This is a genomic window from Zunongwangia mangrovi, from assembly GCF_900112105.1.
Taxonomy (GTDB): domain Bacteria; phylum Bacteroidota; class Bacteroidia; order Flavobacteriales; family Flavobacteriaceae; genus Zunongwangia; species Zunongwangia mangrovi.
On record NZ_FOKV01000005.1, the window covers coordinates 96,150 to 113,194 of the forward strand.

At 37.3% G+C, this 17,045-nt stretch carries 13 protein-coding genes; 5 read left to right on the forward strand and 8 right to left on the reverse strand.

What is annotated here, in order from left to right:
- Window positions 1-99: 99 nt before the first annotated feature.
- Window positions 100-1,491, reverse strand: coding sequence for a SusD/RagB family nutrient-binding outer membrane lipoprotein (locus BM201_RS12235; protein WP_092543044.1), 1,392 nt, complete (start codon window positions 1,489-1,491; stop codon window positions 100-102).
- Between the two features lie 12 nt (window positions 1,492-1,503).
- Entirely contained in the window at window positions 1,504-4,686 is a 3,183-nt protein-coding gene (locus tag BM201_RS12240) for a SusC/RagA family TonB-linked outer membrane protein (RefSeq protein WP_092543046.1), read from the reverse strand.
- Window positions 4,687-4,845: 159 nt separating this feature from the next.
- On the opposite strand from BM201_RS12240, the gene BM201_RS12245 reads away from it, so the two are divergent.
- From BM201_RS12245 to BM201_RS12265, 5 genes are all read left to right on the forward strand, one after another.
- The gene (locus BM201_RS12245) at window positions 4,846-6,159 is read left to right on the forward strand and encodes a D-alanyl-D-alanine carboxypeptidase/D-alanyl-D-alanine-endopeptidase (protein WP_092543048.1); all 1,314 of its coding nucleotides are present in this window, start codon (window positions 4,846-4,848) and stop codon (window positions 6,157-6,159) included.
- 16 nt (window positions 6,160-6,175) lie between these two features.
- On the forward strand, window positions 6,176-7,231 hold the full coding sequence (locus BM201_RS12250) for a S66 peptidase family protein (RefSeq protein WP_092543050.1): 1,056 nt from the start codon (window positions 6,176-6,178) through the stop codon (window positions 7,229-7,231).
- 191 nt (window positions 7,232-7,422) lie between these two features.
- Complete coding sequence (locus tag BM201_RS12255; protein ID WP_092543052.1) at window positions 7,423-7,983, forward strand: hypothetical protein; 561 nt, start codon at window positions 7,423-7,425, stop codon at window positions 7,981-7,983.
- Window positions 7,984-7,989: 6 nt separating this feature from the next.
- Window positions 7,990-8,598, forward strand: coding sequence for an inorganic diphosphatase (locus tag BM201_RS12260; protein WP_245758632.1), 609 nt, complete (start codon window positions 7,990-7,992; stop codon window positions 8,596-8,598).
- Between the two features lie 92 nt (window positions 8,599-8,690).
- Complete coding sequence (locus BM201_RS12265; protein ID WP_084841378.1) at window positions 8,691-8,900, forward strand: hypothetical protein; 210 nt, start codon at window positions 8,691-8,693, stop codon at window positions 8,898-8,900.
- A gap of 300 nt (window positions 8,901-9,200) precedes the next feature.
- Here the strand turns inward: BM201_RS12265 and ftsZ are convergent, their stop codons facing one another.
- Genes ftsZ through BM201_RS12295 form a run of 6 tightly spaced genes read right to left on the reverse strand, consistent with a single transcriptional unit; the run spans window position 9,201 to window position 17,043 of the window.
- Window positions 9,201-11,297, reverse strand: coding sequence for a cell division protein FtsZ (gene ftsZ, locus BM201_RS12270; protein WP_092543054.1), 2,097 nt, complete (start codon window positions 11,295-11,297; stop codon window positions 9,201-9,203).
- Between the two features lie 36 nt (window positions 11,298-11,333).
- Complete coding sequence (ftsA, locus tag BM201_RS12275) at window positions 11,334-12,671, reverse strand: cell division protein FtsA (RefSeq protein ID WP_092543056.1); 1,338 nt, start codon at window positions 12,669-12,671, stop codon at window positions 11,334-11,336.
- Between the two features lie 3 nt (window positions 12,672-12,674).
- A complete protein-coding gene (locus BM201_RS12280; RefSeq protein WP_092543058.1) occupies window positions 12,675-13,391 on the reverse strand; it encodes a cell division protein FtsQ/DivIB in 717 nt (238 codons plus the stop codon).
- The gene (gene murC, locus BM201_RS12285; RefSeq protein ID WP_092543060.1) at window positions 13,381-14,736 is read right to left on the reverse strand and encodes a UDP-N-acetylmuramate--L-alanine ligase; all 1,356 of its coding nucleotides are present in this window, start codon (window positions 14,734-14,736) and stop codon (window positions 13,381-13,383) included. Before murC ends, BM201_RS12280 begins: the two co-directional genes overlap by 11 nt.
- A 1-nt stretch (window position 14,737) precedes the next feature.
- On the reverse strand, window positions 14,738-15,838 hold the full coding sequence (murG, locus tag BM201_RS12290; protein ID WP_092543062.1) for an undecaprenyldiphospho-muramoylpentapeptide beta-N-acetylglucosaminyltransferase: 1,101 nt from the start codon (window positions 15,836-15,838) through the stop codon (window positions 14,738-14,740).
- Window positions 15,835-17,043: an FtsW/RodA/SpoVE family cell cycle protein gene (locus BM201_RS12295; RefSeq protein ID WP_092543064.1), complete on the reverse strand. Its 1,209-nt coding sequence runs from the start codon at window positions 17,041-17,043 to the stop codon at window positions 15,835-15,837. Before BM201_RS12295 ends, murG begins: the two co-directional genes overlap by 4 nt.
- Window positions 17,044-17,045: the final 2 nt, after the last annotated feature.

The window sequence follows — 17,045 nt, forward strand, 5'->3', positions numbered from 1 at the left end:
CTTTACCTCTTCTTAAAATTGAATCGACTTAGCATAGTTCCCTCTGAAAAAACATCTATTTTTAAACTAGTCTGAAAGAATAAAATTTAGGAAAAAGACTTATTGATCCCACCAGACCTGACCATAAATCAAATCTTCTCCATCAAACTGACGACTTACCGCTTCTTCATAATTCTCTGAGTTATTAAATGATTCATTATCTGGGTAACTTAAGCGTAAAGGAATTTCTGCTCCATTAGGAGATTCAAAACCAGCTGGAAAACCTGTTCTTCTCCATTCGGACCATGCTTCATATCCATGCATATATAAATGAACCCATCTTTGATTTGCGATGCTTTCTATTGCGTTACTAGAATCGAAAGCTACTTCTGGCTGATTTAGAAATGAGGTAACACCAGCATCACTACCAGTCCATTGCATAATTGACTGCTCAATTGCCATATTATAGTTCTCTTCAGCACTTCCTGCGACCCATCCACGTGAAACAGCTTCAGCAATAGCAAAATAGACCTGCGCCGAAGTAACCAGATATACAGGTGCATCCTGTGCATAAATATCTGAACCTAATAGAGAATATTCTTCAGTTCCTATAGCTTCTTCTTCTCCAAATCGCAAACCTACATAAGCATCGCTTGCTCTAGCCGGATCCCCATAAACTTGTAACCTTGGGTCATTATAAGGTAACATCTCTGTAACCAGTTTTTCAGTTAATGCCCACCATTCTCTGTTTCGATCTACAATCTGGCCATACCAGTAATTTTGATTATTTGCTTCTGCCAAATGGTAATACACCAAATTATCAGCATTTTCCATAATAACCCCATCGTCTAAAGCATCAGCGAATTCAGCCTGAGCAAGATCAGGATCGACTTCAGATAATCTTAAAGCCATAAACAACCTAATTGTATTTGCGAGCAGGCGCCAATTCTCCATGTCGCCATCATAAACAATATCATTACTAATACTTCCAGAAACCATAATAGATGTAGCTTCTTTTAATTCTTCGAATAAATCTAAATAAATCGACTCCTGAGTGTCGTAAGAAGGGGTAAAATTCTCTGACCCCATTAAAGCTTCATTATAAGGGATATCACCCCAGCGATCTGTTACATTCCAATAAAAATAAGCTCTTAGAATTTTAGCAACAGCAACCTGATTATTCACAGGGCCTTCTGTAGAGCTAAGATTATCCTGATTATTTAATACGGTTTGTAAATTTTCTAAAGGCCCCTGATAGTACGAATAAAAACTTGTACTCTCCTGCGGATATAAAGAAGTTCCAACATACTGAGTTTCTGCTAAATATTGTGCAAAAAATTCACCTCTGGGCGATGATGACAAGCCTGGCAAATAAAGTTCAGCGTTTGCTATTAATTGAGTACCTGAAGCCTGGCTGGGTAAATTTGGATTTATATTAATATCCTCATCAAAATTATCACAGCTTTGAAAAGCCAAAGCCAGAAATAGAATTATATATATTTTTTTCATCATTTTTATTTTTTCTTAAAATGTGATATTTAGATTGATTCCGTAAGATCTAACCGTGGCTAACTGCCCAGACTCATACCAACTTATGGACTGCGAACCTGTAGAAATCGCCGAAGGGTCGATACCATCTGGCGCATTTTGCCAAATCATTGCAGGATTACGAGCTATTAAAGCTATATTAACAGAATCAAAAGGCAACATTTCCATTGTTTTTGTTCCAAATGTATATCCAAATCGGACTTCACTCAATTTGATATATGAAGCATCGTACAACCATTCTTCGTAAATTCTTCGACCTAAAACATTTCTGTAATACGATCGAGCATCTACAAAATTTTCTACTCGCTCTCCGGTTTCTGCCGATATACCGGTAACCAGAACTCCTCCACCATCTTCCAATGGATCTCTAACATTCATCCCATTTTCATTAGTCGCCACGGTTAATGGATCTTGCCCTGTTCTTACTCCTAACATCTTAGAACGACTAAAAAATTGTCCTCCCCCCTGAAAATCGATCATAGCATTAAGGCTTAGATTCTTCCATCTAATAGTATTTTGAAAACCTCCTGTAAAATCTGGCAATACTGTTCCAAAATCGTAAGTCGAGTCAGTATATAACGGCATACCATTTCCATCAACTAAAATGTCTCCAGTAGCTTCGTCTCTTTGATAAGCCTGTCCTACCAGACTCCCAAATGGCTTTCCTTCATAAGAATTTAGATAACTACTCACGCTAGAATAAGTTGTCGAACCATAATTATAAACATCGATACCAGGAGCGAGTTCCACTACTTCACTTTTATTTTGGCTAATATTAAAAATAGCCTCCCAGCTAAAATCATTTGATTGAATAGGTTTTCCTGATAAACTTATTTCTATACCATCATTTTCAATTAGCCCGGCATTAATAGTACTCGACCCATATCCACTAGCACCTGAAACATCTAAACTAATGATCTGGTTTTTGTTTCGTTGTTTATAATAAGTAAAATTTAAACCTAATCTATTTCCAAAAAACTGAAGATCTAATCCTGTTTCATAAGAATGCGAAAACGAAGGTTCTATATCAGGATTATTTAAATTATCTGGTACATATAGCGTGTTCACACCGTTATACACAGTTCCTACACCGTAAGCTACGGTAGTTCTATATGGACTCAGGTCTGATCCTGCCTGAGCATAACTTGCTCTAAATTTACCAAATGAAAGCACCTCCCAATTAACAAGTTCACTAAACACCAAACTACCCGAAACCGAAGGATACCAATAGGAATTATTATCTTCTGGCAACGCCGAAGAATTATCGTTCCGAATAGAAGCATCTAAGAAATAAGTATCCAAATATCCTAAAGAAACCATCGCAAAAAGGCTGCGTATCTGTTTTTCTAATTTATAAGAAGTTGTCGATGGACGGTCTATCGAAGCATCTATATTGTAAAATCCAGGAGCCGAAAGCCCACCAACAGTTGCCTGCGATAAATAAGAATAATTCCTATTATAGATATTTCCACCTAGCGTTCCGTCTAGCGAAATATCACCAAACTTTTTATTGTACTGTGCCAGTAGTTCATAATTCCATTCCTTATTTTGATATTTACCTACAGAATAGGCCGGCAAACCAGTACCACCAAATGCAGTACGATTTTCGATATTTTGAGTATACATATCTGATCTAATAGCTCCTCTTATCTCTAATTCTGGTAAAATATTGTAACTCAATGTCACATCACCAAAAAATCGATCTCTACTATCATTTGATAAGTTCTCATATGCATTAAAGTAAGGATTGTTCCAGTATAATGGATCAAAATTTGTGATTTCACCAGTATCAGAATTTGGTCTTCTCAAATTCCAGTGTAGTATCGTTCCATCATCATACATATAATCCTTCAATCTGGTCATATCCAGATTTCTTTGAAACCACTGGTTAAAATATGCTACTCCATATTCAGAACCCTGACCCGGTCTTTGAGCATCATTTCTCGCATAATTAATATTTGTTGAAACTGTAATATTTTCAGCTAAATCAAGGCTCGCATTAACACCTAGATTATTTCTTTTTAACTCTGTATTTGGCTCAATCCCTTCAATTCTTGTATCATTAAGACTCAAACGGTATGTCGTATTTTCGTTTCCTCCAGATACCGTGACCCCGTTATTTAAATTAACTCCGGTTTCATAATAATTTTCAATATTATCTGGATGCGGAATGAAAGGAGTTAATTGACCATAAGTAGGATCCTGCGGATAAAAACTAAACACCTGGCGAACAGGCGTACCATCCATCCTTGGCCCCCAGCTTTCATCAACACTTAAATCTACATAAGGGTCACCGTTGGCCAATGTCCTAAATGTTTGGCTGGATCCCCCACCATACATGTTTTGTTTCGGAAGAAAATTTCCAGCAAACTCTAACATTAATGAAGAATTCACCTGAACTCTAACATCTTTTGGTCCTTTTTTACCTTTTTTGGTAGTGATCATGATCACACCATATTGTCCCCTAATACCATACAGTGCTGATGCTGCCGGACCTTTTAAAACATTTACAGATTCAATATCGCTGGGATTTATATCCTGTGCCAGATTTCCATAATCTGCACCTGCACTCCCAGAAAAATTACTATTGGAAATTGGTGTTCCATCAATAACAATCAATGGCTCATCTCCACCGTTAATAGAATTTACACCTCTAATTTTAATTTTCTGGGTTCCGCCCATACTAGCCCCAGATGAGCCTGTCACCTGAACACCTGCTATTCTTCCAGACAAAGTTCCAAGAACATTTTGCTGGTTAGTAAGATTTAAGTCTTCTCCCTCGACTTCCTGTGTAGCGTAACCTAAGGACTTTTTGTTCCTCGAAATTCCCAAGGCCGTTACCACAACTTCATCGAGACTTTCTGTATCCTGAACCAAACTCACGTCTAATTCTTCCTGACCGTCAATTTCTATTTCCTGGCTTACGAAACCGATTGCTGAAAATACCAAAATAGAATTTGGCGGTACTTCTAAACTATAGCTACCTTGCATGTCTGTAACAGTACCATTACTGGTTCCTTTAACAATAACATTTACTCCTGGCAAAGGCATATTATCTTCTGCGACTTTCACTGTACCAGAGACAATTTGATTTTGCGCAAAAAAGGTAGTAGTAAACATAAAGCTCAAGAGAGCTAAAAAAGTAAATTTTTTCTCCATTCCTTTTTGTGTTAAATTTTGAGATTACAGAAAGAAATATACGTATTTTAAGATTTTTTTCACATAAAAAACTATGATAAGCACCACTTTTATTAAAAATTCAAACAGAACGCAAAAGACCTTAAATTCCTTATTTTAAATACATTAAGTTTAAATAAAATGCAAATAAAAATAAAATACCTTATAACTGTACTTTCCCTAATTTCCTGCTTTAGCTGTGCTTCTTTAAAAACCACAAAAAATGTAAACCGGGTTTTTGAAAATTCTCCGGCTTTTAAGCAGGGCTTTGCAGGTTTGGTGATTTACGATCCTGAATCCAACAAGACGATATTCGATAAAAATGGAGACAAATATTTCACTCCGGCTTCTAATACCAAATTATTTACGTTTTATACTGCTCTAAAGATTATTGGAGACTCCATTCCCAGCATAAAATATACGATTTACGGCGACAGTCTCATTTTTAAAGGCACCGGCGATCCCGGATTTCTTTATGCCGACTTTAATTCTGAAAAAACACTCGATTTTTTACGAAATTCAGATAAAAAATTGTTTCTCCTTTCGTCGAATTTCACTGAATCTAAGTTTGGCCCCGGGTGGGCGTGGGACGATTATAATAGCTATTATTCTGCGGAAAGAAATGCTTTGCCGCTTTATGGAAACATAGTCCAATTTGAATTCAAAAAAGATCAAAATTCATCGAAAAGCTTTCCAGATGTTTTTGATGATTCTATTTCTACTGAAAAAACCAAAAGTTTAGGCGCCGGAGTTTACCGGGATATCGATTCGAACATTTTCAGGTATAAAAGTGAAAAAAGAACTGAAGCATCCACCCGATCAGTCCCATTTATTACTTCTGCATACACTTCAGCTAAATTACTAAGCGACACGCTTCGAAAAGAAGTGATGATCTTGCCCCAAAAACCTAAAAACATAGATCTAGACCACACAATTTGCAATGAAGCTTCAGATAGTTTGTATAAAAAAATGCTTCAGGAAAGCGATAATTTCATCGCAGAACAGCTTTTGTTGGTTTCCGCAGGGATTATTTCAGACACCCTAGAAACTGATATCGCCATCGATTATGCACAGGAGAATCTACTAAATGACCTGCCAGACAAAATCAACTGGCATGATGGTTCTGGCTTAACGCGCTATAATCTTTTTACACCTCGCAGTGTGGTAAAGCTGATTTCAAAAATTACTGAAGAAATTGGTGAAGATAAATTCAAATCACTGCTTCCTGCCGGTGGCGAATCTGGAACGCTTAAAAACTACTATAAATCAGACAAAGCTTATATTTACGCTAAAACCGGAACGCTTAGAAACAATCATTCCTTAAGCGGACTCTTAATTACGAAAAGCGGAAAAACTTTATATTTTAGTTTTATGAACAGTAATTATACCGTGCCTACTTCGCAGCTAAAACAAGCTATGGAAGAAATTTTAACCACTGTTCGCGATCAATACTAATCTTGAAAACCTCATCATGCAAAGACGCAAATTTTTACAGAATATCGGCCTAAGCAGCCTTGCCATTCCTTTAAGTTCTTACGCTACCACTAATTTCTACGGAAGTAATACGGCTGCAAATATCATTAAACCAAAAGCTCTAAAAGAAGGAGATACTATAGGAATCGTAAGCCCGGCCAGTGCTATTTTTGAAACTGAACCTTACCAGATCGCAAAAGAATCTTTTGAAGCAATGGGGCTAAAAGTGAAGTTTGGTGAGTTTGTAAAAAACCGATATGGCCATTTAGCCGGAACAGACAAAGAGCGTGCAGGCGAATTAAACGCAATGTTTAAAGATAAATCTGTTGATGCAATTATTGCGCTGCGTGGCGGCTCGGGTTCAGCAAGGATTTTAGAACTTCTAGATTACGAAGCCATAAAGGCAAATCCCAAGATCTTTATTGGCTACAGCGATATTACAGCTTTACACTCGGCTATTTTCGAAAAAACAGGTTTGGTAACTTTCCATGCGCCGGTAGCGGTTTCAACCTGGAATACCTTCAGTGTTTCGCACCTTAAAGCTATTTTATTCGATAAAGAAAATCCGCTTCTGGAAAATCCAAAATCAATTGGAGATAATCTTACTCAGACTTCAAATCGTACTCGTACCATTACCGGCGGCAGCGCAAAAGGGCAATTATTAGGCGGAAACCTTTCAGTATTAACAGGAATTATGGGAAGCGAATATTTCCCAACAGATTGGAGCAATAAAATTCTCTATATCGAAGATGTTGGTGAAAAAGTATATGCGGTAGATCGAATGATGACGCAATTACAACTTGGTGGCGTTTTTAAACAAATTAAAGGTTTTGTTTTTGGAAAATGTACTGAATGTGATCCCGGCGGAAGTGGCTACGGAAGTTTAACTTTAGAGGAAGTTTTGGATCATTACATTAAACCTCTTGCCATCCCGGCATTTAGCGGAGCAATGATAGGACATATTGATGATAACAGCACAATACCAAACGGAATTGAAGCTGAAATTAATGCTGAAGCAGGAACTATACAACTACTGGAAGCAGCCGTAATTTAAGCGCATACTAAAAAAATCCTTTCCTGCAATTTAAAGGTAATGCTTACTTTTATAAAAATTTTTTAGAATCCTAAATCGATTGAATTTCGGGATAATTTTTCGTGGAAATTTTTCATTTTAAAATACCACAGATCAGTTTTTTCCGTTAATCCAAATACGCCAAATTAAACAGAAAAGTAATTCCAATTATTATGAAGAAACATTTACTGGCAATTTTCACTTTAACTGCCATCATACTTACTTCTTGCCAAAAAGATGAAGACAATCCTTTTTTAATTACCGCATCACAGGTTGGTAAACTAAAAAAAGATATCAAAATTAACCAATTAGACTCTTTATACCGCGAAGATTCTCTGGTAAAAGAAACCAGCGGACCAATGCAGTTAAGAGCCACAGACGAAATTAAGGTTTATGAAAAAGGTGGTGAAGCTTTACTAATTTTAGAGCCTGCACAAGAATTCGACAGTACAAGCACAGTTGGTTATATTCGAGTTTTAGATCCAAGATTTAAAACAAAAGCAGGTTTAAATTCTGAAAGTACTTTTAAAGATATTGTTGAAAATTATAAAATATCGAGAATAGAAAACACTATTAGTTCGGCTGTAGTTTTTCTAGATGAAATTAATGCTTATATCACTATAGACAAGAAAGAATTACCTTCTAGTTTGCGTTATGATACTGATACTAAGATTAGATCATCGCAAATTCCAGATGACGCTAAATTCAAGTATTTTATGATCTACTGGGATTAAAAATAAATGATGCAAAAATTAAAGATTCTCATACTCTGCAGCCTTTTTATAGCTTATGCTTGTAATACCAAACCAGATTATGAGAATCTTCCTTTAAAAGACGAAGACGGAAATTATCAAGCCGTCGTCGAAATACCTTCAGGCACCAACCTTAAACTCGAGTTTGATCATTCACTTCAGGAATTTATTCCAGATCAGCGAAATGGCAACGACAGAATCATAGAATTCTTACCCTATCCTGGCAATTACGGATTTATACCTTCAACCTATTCAGATCCTAATAAAGGCGGAGATGGCGATGCCTTAGATGTACTTATTTTAGGGCAATCTGTAAAAACAGGTGACATCATCCCAATAAAACCTATTGCTGTTTTAAAATTGATCGATGAAGGTGAGCAGGACGACAAGATCATTGCCGTGCCAGCGCTAAAAAAAGATCAAATTTTTAAAGCCGAATCTTATAAAGTTTTCCTAAACAATTATCCCGAAGCCAAAGACATTATCGAACTATGGTTTTTAAGCTACGACAAAGACAATAGCCTGGAAATAAAAGGCTGGGAAGACGAAGCTGAAGCCATTAAGCAAATTGAAATATGGCGCAAAACCATAAATTGAAACAATAGGAAAAAACTTAAGATGTGTTAATTAAAAACTGACTATCAGTTAATTATATAAATTAGTGCAACAATTAACCAAAATCGATAATTATGATTAAGATTTTTGCACTTATATTAACCGTTGGTGGAGCAATTGCACTTGTAATGGGAATATTAGGAATTTTTGGAAGTCTAGCCCTGGCTTTAAGTCCCTGGGCGTTAAGTATCATTGGATTTATATTTTTCCTAGCAGGAATTAGCCTTTTAAAATATCGCAAAGATACTGATGTTATTCAGGCAGAGAGTAAGAAAGATTTATAATCTACATTTTTAATACAAAAAAAGGAGGCAAAATTTTGCCTCCTTTTTTTCATATATCTCTAATCCTACGCGATGATAAACGACATAAAAAACATCTCTTTAGGATTTATTATACTTTTGTCCGCCTTTATCTTTTAGTAGCGATTAACCTTAGCGTGATTTATTCCTATCTGGTAATGCTCGGTTGCGCTATAATGATTACACTACCTAAATTTAAGATCATTCAAAACTCTCTAACTTGCAGGAAATAAAAAAGGAGACTTAAAAGCCTCCTTTCTTACATTTATAAAAATTGGTTATCTAGTCTACATTATCATGTAAGAACGAATTATTTCTTCTAAACTGAAGATCATTATTTTCGTCCTGTCCTAAAGTTGTTCTAGACATTTTACTCTCGCCGTGATTAGTACTATCTAAATTAATACCGGCTCTTTTATAAGCTGGCTGCTTCTCGATCTCTTCGATCTGCGAAGCATTACTTCTAAACTTATAATTGAATTCCTTCATTTTAGCGCGACGCTCTGCTGCACGTTCTACTACATGCTCTGGGATTGGATTATTAAACGGATTTGCGTCCTGCTCCTCTTCCTTTTGCGGTGTTGGTTGTACCGTACGCTTTTCGAAAGCTATGGTTTCGTCTTTAGGCTCTTCTTTTTTTTCCTCTTTTTCTGGTTTCGAGTTCTCTAATTGCTGCTCGAATTCCATATAATCGTCAAGGCTATATCGTTTCACTGTACCATCTGCTACATTTTCTGTTGCAGGAATTACTTCTACAGGCTCATTTACTTCGATATTTTTCACCTCGTAACTTGGCTCTTCAGCATCTTCCGTATTCAAAACATGTCTTTTTACCGGCTCCTGCTTAGGCTCTTCTTTAACTTCTGGCTTTGGAGTTTCAGCTTTTGGTGGTTCTGGCTTTCGCTCTTCCTGATTGATAGGAAAATCGAAAGTGAACATAAATTGATCTTCATCATTATTTTCTTCTTCCACAGCTTCAACTTCTTCAACTCCTGCATTCGTATCATTGATCACGAAATCTTCAGGATTAACATCATCATAAAACACATCCATGTTATAAGCTGAAGGCGGCGTATAAAGGTCTGGATCTTTAGTAGGAGCAGCTTGTGCTGGTTTAACTTCAGCTTTAGGAACTTCGTTTACTTGTGGCTTCACCTCTGGTACAACATGAGCTTTAGGAGCTTCAGGTTTCGAAGGTTCTACCTCATCCATATTTTCATCTAAAGTATGAACGATCTTCTTTGGTTGTTCTGGCTCTTTACTTTCTTCAGGCAAAGGTAACTCGGTAAAAGAACCAGTGTTTCCACGATCTGAAGGGAACTCATGCTCCGCTTTTTGTTCATCCTCTAGTGTATGGATAATCTTTTTAGTTTCAGTATTAGTGATTTCGTCCTGCTGTTCTACATTAAAACCAGTAGCTATAATGGTTACAGAAATAGCACCTTCCAAGGCCTCATCTTCACCGACACCCATAATAATATTGGCACTATGACCAGCTTCACCCTGAATATGATCATTGATTTCACCAATCTCGTCTATAGTAATTTCTTCGGAACCGGAAACAATTAATAGCAATACATTTTGAGCACCGGTAATCTTATTATCATTTAGTAAAGGAGAATCTAAAGCTTTAGCGATTGCATCCTGAGCTCTATTTGCCCCTGAAGCAGATGCAGATCCCATGATCGCAGTACCACTATTACTCAACACCGTTTTTGCATCCCTAAGGTCAATGTTTTGTGTGTAGTGATGGGTAATTACTTCAGCAATACCACGAGAAGCAGTAGCTAAAACTTCATCTGCCTTAGAGAAACCGGCCTTAAAACCTAAGTTTCCATAAACTTCACGAAGTTTATTATTATTGATCACAATTAGAGAATCTACATGCGACCGAAGTTTTTCAACTCCTTTTTGAGCCTGTTCATTTCTCATTCTACCTTCAAACTGAAAAGGAATAGTTACGATCCCTACCGTAAGAATATCCATTTCTTTGGCCTGTTTTGCGATCACTGGTGCTGCACCTGTACCGGTACCACCTCCCATACCCGCAGTGATAAATACCATTTTGGTATTCACATCGAGCATGTTTTTAATCTCATCAAAACTTTCTACTGCGGCCTGTTCTCCAATTTCAGGATTTGCTCCTGCTCCAAGTCCCTCGGTAAGGCTAACTCCCAACTGGATCTTATTAGGAACAGTACTGTTTTCTAATGCCTGCGCATCAGTATTACAGATTACAAAATCTACTCCTTTAATCCCTAGTTGAAACATGTGGTTAATAGCATTACTACCGCCACCACCTACACCAATAACTTTGATGACGTTCGATTGATTTTTAGGTAAATCGAATGAAATGTCTCCGAATTCTGTATTGCTCATAAATTCAATTTTACTGGTTCTCTATTGTGCTATGTATTACTCTGCGTTATCTAAAAAATCTTTGAACTTTTCTGCCCATTTATCGAAAATACTTTTTCGGGGCTTAGGCTGTTCTACCTGTACTTGAGGCTCTTCTCGTTCTGCCTCTCCTTCTTCATCTACCGGCACTGGCTCTGGCTCTTTAAGAACAGCTTCTTCCTGAAAACTGCTTTTGCTAGTTTCTAAACTATTCATCACCAATCCAACTGCTGTTGCATACATTGGGCTGGTAGTTTCAGAATCATTATTTCCTGCCAGATGTTCGTTAGGAAAACCAATCCTGGTATCCATACCTGTGATATACTCTACTAATTGCTTAAGATGTTTTAATTGCGCACCTCCACCGGTTAACACAAGCCCACCAATAAGCTTTTTCTTTTGATCTTCGTGACCATAGTTTTTTATCTCCAGGTAAACCTGCTCAATAATTTCTACCACACGAGCATGAATGATCTTCGAAAGATTTTTAAGCGTAATTTCTTTTGGTTCTCTTCCTCGTAATCCAGGAATAGAAACGATCTCGTTATCCTTATTTTCTCCTGGCCATGCCGATCCAAATTTGATCTTCAGCAATTCTGCCTGCTTTTCGATAATCGAACAACCTTCTTTAATATCTTCAGTAATCACATTTCCTCCAAAAGGGATTACTGCTGTATGCCTAATAATTCCGTCTTTAAAAATTGCAAGATCTGTAGTACCACCACCTATATCGATAAGTGCTACACCTGCTTCTTTTTCTTCCTGACTAAGCACTGCATTTGCAGATGCCAAAGGCTCTAATGTTACTGCTGAAAGGTCTAAACCTGCACTTTTCACACATCTACCAATATTTCTTATTGAAGAAACCTGGCCTACAACCACGTGAAAATTTGCTTCAAGGCGACCACCATACATCCCGATAGGCTCTTTAATTTCAGCCTGCCCATCTACTTTATATTCCTGCGGAAGTACATGAATTATTTCTTCCCCAGGTAACATAACCAGTTTATGCACTTGATTGCATAAACTATGAATATCTTCAGCATCGATAACTTCTTCAGGATTTGGCCTTGTGATATAATCACTATGCTGCAAACTTCTAATATGTTGCCCGGCAATCCCTACAACTACATCTTTAATCTTTTGTCCAGAATCTGCTTCAGCTTCCTGAATGGCCTGTTGTATAGATTGAATGGTTTGCGTGATATTATTTACCACTCCACGGTGCACACCCAAACTTCTGGATTTACCTATCCCAACGATCTCTACTTTGCCGTACTCATTCTTCTTGCCTATCATGGCAACAATCTTTGTCGTCCCTATATCTAATCCTACTGCAATATCGTTTTGCTCCATATCTTACTTTTTAGTGCATACAACCTGATTACCAAACTGTAGATTCACTTTTTTATAGGTATCTAACTTTTTATCTTTTAATGCCTTTTTATAAAATGCCTTGAAATTGTTGAATTTCAGCTCTATATTTTTCACTTCTCCAAAATATACCGTAAAACCCGCTTTACGCAACTTAAGCTCGTAACGACCATTAGCCAGACGATGTATTGTGGTGATGTGCTTATTTAAAAAACTATCATTTTTTATATAATTCACCAACGGATAAGCCTTTAAAATATTAGTTTCATTAAAACCTAGCATAAGAGGCACCCTTGCTGAAAAATTCTCTGAAAGTGGCATGACCTCTCCATTTTTATCCAGGTAAAATGAAGTATTACCTACGGCTCTCCCAATAGGTTTACGCTGGCTCACAACTGCAGAGAGTTTTCCGTTTAATTTCAAGAAAACCTCGGCATTCTCTATCATATCATGACTATTAAGAAGCGTCTCTACCTTATTCAAATCTAAAGTTTCTTGCCCCAGGTTTTCGTTAGCCTCTTCATTTTGTATCAACAACTTATTAACCGCATCTACAGTAACATACAGGTTTTCGTTGTCTGTAAAATGAACCTCTATACCATTCAATTTTCGTTGGCTATGCCTTTTTCCTGCAAATCCATATAGAAAAGCAACCAAAGCCAGCAAAAGCACAAATTTTATGTAACCTAATTTAGATTTCATTTTCTAATGCGGTTTTTACGGTTTCAACTTCATTTCCTATATCTCCGGCTCCAAGCATCAAAATAACTTTAGCCTTAGTTTTAGCGATTTTGGCCGATAATTCGTTTCTTTTCACTAATTGCTTCTTTGGATTATCGATTTTCCCTAATAACCACTCAGAATCTACCCCTACTATCGGCTTTTCTCTCGCCGGATAAATATCCATAAGCATAATCTCATCGAATTGTGATAATTTTTCAGCAAAATCATCTGCAAAATCCCTGGTTCTACTAAATAAATGAGGCTGAAAAATGACCAAATTAGGCTTTTTAGGATACAATTCTTTTACCGCTCCAAACACAGCATCTATTTCTGCCGGATGATGCGCATAATCATCGATCAAAACCAATTCTTCAGTTTTGATCTTATATGAAAAACGCCTTCTTATTCCTTTAAAACTCTGTAACGCCTGGCTTAACTGGTTGGTTGGGGAACCATATTCCAGCGCCATAGCCAGAGCCGTTACAGCGTTTAAGACATTATGTCTGCCTGGTAGGTTAAGAATAAATCCTTCAATAATTTCTGTAGGAGTTTTAAGATCAAAATGATAACTCCCTCCTATTATTTTTATGTTGATTGCTGAAAAATCAGCGTCATCTTCAATTCCAATTGTCTTTCCTTTAAGCGGAAGTCCGTTTTTAACGAAAAGCGTCCCATCTTCAGGAAGTAGATCTGCAAAAGCTTTAAATGAAGCCTGCAAATGTTCGTTTACGCCATAAATATCCAGATGATCTGCATCCATAGAATTAATGGCGGCGATATTTGGAGAAAGATGAAGAAAAGAACGATCAAATTCATCTGCTTCAGCAACGATAACTTCATCGCCTTTAAGAATCAAGTTACTTTGAATATCCTCGCTTACTCCGCCCAAAAATGCCGTTACCGGCGCATGGGTTTCTTTTAATAGATGGCCTAAAATTGCCGTTGTTGTAGTTTTACCGTGAGTCCCAGCCACAGCAAGCGTGAAACGATCGCTACTTATTAAGCCAAGAACTTCTGAACGCTTTTTCAGAATAAATTGTTCATCTACGAAATACTGATAAAGCGCATTATCTTTAGGGACTGCTGGAGTATAAACTACAAGTGTTTTTTCTGAATCTTTAAATTGCTGCGGAATTTCACTAATATCATCTTTAAAAGTCACCAAAATACCTTCAGCTTCTAGCTCTTTGATAAGCACTGAAGCTGTTTTATCGTAACCGGCGACATTTTTATCCTGAGATTTAAAGAAGCGCGCCAACGCACTCATCCCTATACCGCCAATACCGATAAAATAAAAGTTTTGTATGTGACTTAAATTATTCAATCTAGGCTTTCCTGATAATTAGTTTTTCTATTTCGTCTACAATATCGGCCGTTGCATTAGGCAGAGCCATTTTCTTAATATTTTCGCCTAATTCTTTTTGCTGGCTTTCATTATTCAGCAAATCGAAAAAGGTATCTTCGAATTTTTCATCCAGCTCGTTTTCACCAATAGTGATGGCCGCCTTATTTTTTGAAACTGCCATCGCATTTTTGGTTTGATGATCTTCTGCAACATTGGGTGACGGAATAAAAATTACCGGCTTACCAACTATACAAAGCTCTGAAACGCTACCTGCACCGGCACGCGAAATAATCACATCTGCCGCGGCGTAAGCCAGATCCATTTTATTTAAAAACTGATGAACCTGAACAGTCCCTTCAGTATAAGTTTTGTAATCTTCGTAATATAATTTTCCGCACTGCCAGATCAACTGAATATTTTCTTTCTTCAAGCGATCGGCATATTGAGCGATTAATTGATTCACTCTTCTTGCTCCTAAACTACCACCAAGAACCAGCACTGTTTTTTTATCTGAATCCAGATTGAAAAACTTTTGCGCTTCTATTCTTTTAGTATCAATATCCAGTAAATCCTGGCGTACCGGATTTCCTGTTTTCTTCACTTTTTCCTTCGGAAAAAATCGCTTCACTTCATCATAAGCCGCACAGATCACATTTGCTCTTTTTGCCAGAATCTTATTGGTGATTCCAGGAAATGAGTTTTGCTCCTGAAGCAAGGTTGGTATTTCCTGCTTATTAGCAACATGTAATAAAGGTCCGCTCGCAAATCCTCCTGTACCAATGGCAACATTAGGTTTAAAATCTTTTATGATCTTTCTGGATTTACTAATGCTATTCAGTAATTTGAATGGAAACATTAGATTTTTAAACGTTAGCTTTCGCTGCAAACCGCTAATCCAAAGACCTTCGATCTCGTAACCAGCCTGCGGCACTTTCTCCATCTCCATTTTATCCTGCGCCCCAACAAATTTGATCTTCGCATCGGGATATCGTCTCTTTACCTCATCGGCAATAGCAATAGCCGGGTAAATGTGACCACCCGTTCCTCCACCAGATAATATGATACGTAGATCTTTACTCATATTGCTTCGCTTAAAATATCCAAAGGATTTTCATCCTCTGCCCTTCTTTCAGCTTCTTCAAATTCCTTTTCTTCTTCTCTTTTCGCACTTACACTAAGTATAATCCCTAGTGACATGCAAGTCATCCAAATCGATGTCCCACCACTACTTACCAATGGTAATGTTTGCCCGGTTACCGGAAATAATTCTACCGCAACCGCCATATTTACCAATGCCTGAAAAATAATTGGAATCCCTACTCCTACAACCAGCAACTTACCAAAAACAGTATTTGCTTTGGTCGCCACGATAATAATCCTAAACAAGATCATTAAATAGGCTAACATCACTCCGAACGCCCCAATTAACCCCATTTCTTCAACAATTATCGCATAGATAAAATCTGAAGAAGACTGTGGTAAAAAGTTTCGCTGCACACTTTTCCCAATCCCTGTTCCTGCAATACCACCTCTTGCGATGGCTATCTTTGCTCTTTCGATCTGATAATCTGCTTCGGTATCTTCGCCATTTGTAAAATTCTCTATCCTACTCGCCCAAGTATCGATCCTGTTAGGTAAAATTCCAGGAAATGCCTTCGCTGCCAAAACAAAAATTCCGAATAAAATGACTCCGGCGAACACTACTGCGGACAGATATTTTATGGGATAACCTCCTAAAAACATGAGAACCAAAACCATAGCAAAAATGATCGCAGTTGTCGAAAAATTGGCCGGCAAAATTAACATTAATACTGAACCTACGGGCACCCAAAGCGGTAAAATTGTTTCTTTAAAAGTGATTTTTTTATCGGTGATCCTGGACATATATTTAGCCACATAGATCATTAAAACCACTGCTGCAAACGTAGATGACTGGAACGTAACTCCTAAGACCGGAATCCTGATCCATCTACTGGCATTTGCCCCGTCGATAACCGTTCCCTGAGCCATCGTATAGATCAATAATACAATTACTACCGGCAGCATTATAATCGATAATCCCTTATAATATCGATAAGGAACTTTATGCGCTGCGAACATTACACAAAAGCCTAATAACAAATGGAAAAAGTGAACTATCAAATATTTAAAAGTACTTCCATCACCATACAGGTAAGCAATATTACTACTCGCGCTATACACCGGCAAAAATGAAAATATCGCCAGTAGCCCGGCAGTAGCCCAGATTACCTTATCTCCTTTAATATTTGCAAAAATGTTCCCCATTT

What these genes read in the sequence shown, in the direction of transcription:
- ftsA (WP_092543056.1), bottom strand. Translation starts at nt 12,671, where the DNA reads ATGGAGCAAAACGATATTGCAGTAGGATTAGATATAGGGACGACAAAG.
- BM201_RS12245 (WP_092543048.1), top strand. Translation starts at nt 4,846, where the DNA reads ATGCAAATAAAAATAAAATACCTTATAACTGTACTTTCCCTAATTTCC.
- BM201_RS12295 (WP_092543064.1), bottom strand. Translation starts at nt 17,043, where the DNA reads ATGGGGAACATTTTTGCAAATATTAAAGGAGATAAGGTAATCTGGGCT.
- ftsZ (WP_092543054.1), bottom strand. Translation starts at nt 11,297, where the DNA reads ATGAGCAATACAGAATTCGGAGACATTTCATTCGATTTACCTAAAAAT.
- BM201_RS12280 (WP_092543058.1), bottom strand. Translation starts at nt 13,391, where the DNA reads ATGAAATCTAAATTAGGTTACATAAAATTTGTGCTTTTGCTGGCTTTG.
- murG (WP_092543062.1), bottom strand. Translation starts at nt 15,838, where the DNA reads ATGAGTAAAGATCTACGTATCATATTATCTGGTGGAGGAACGGGTGGT.
- BM201_RS12240 (WP_092543046.1), bottom strand. Translation starts at nt 4,686, where the DNA reads ATGGAGAAAAAATTTACTTTTTTAGCTCTCTTGAGCTTTATGTTTACT.
- BM201_RS12250 (WP_092543050.1), top strand. Translation starts at nt 6,176, where the DNA reads ATGCAAAGACGCAAATTTTTACAGAATATCGGCCTAAGCAGCCTTGCC.
- BM201_RS12255 (WP_092543052.1), top strand. Translation starts at nt 7,423, where the DNA reads ATGAAGAAACATTTACTGGCAATTTTCACTTTAACTGCCATCATACTT.
- BM201_RS12265 (WP_084841378.1), top strand. Translation starts at nt 8,691, where the DNA reads ATGATTAAGATTTTTGCACTTATATTAACCGTTGGTGGAGCAATTGCA.
- BM201_RS12260 (WP_245758632.1), top strand. Translation starts at nt 7,990, where the DNA reads ATGATGCAAAAATTAAAGATTCTCATACTCTGCAGCCTTTTTATAGCT.
- BM201_RS12235 (WP_092543044.1), bottom strand. Translation starts at nt 1,491, where the DNA reads ATGATGAAAAAAATATATATAATTCTATTTCTGGCTTTGGCTTTTCAA.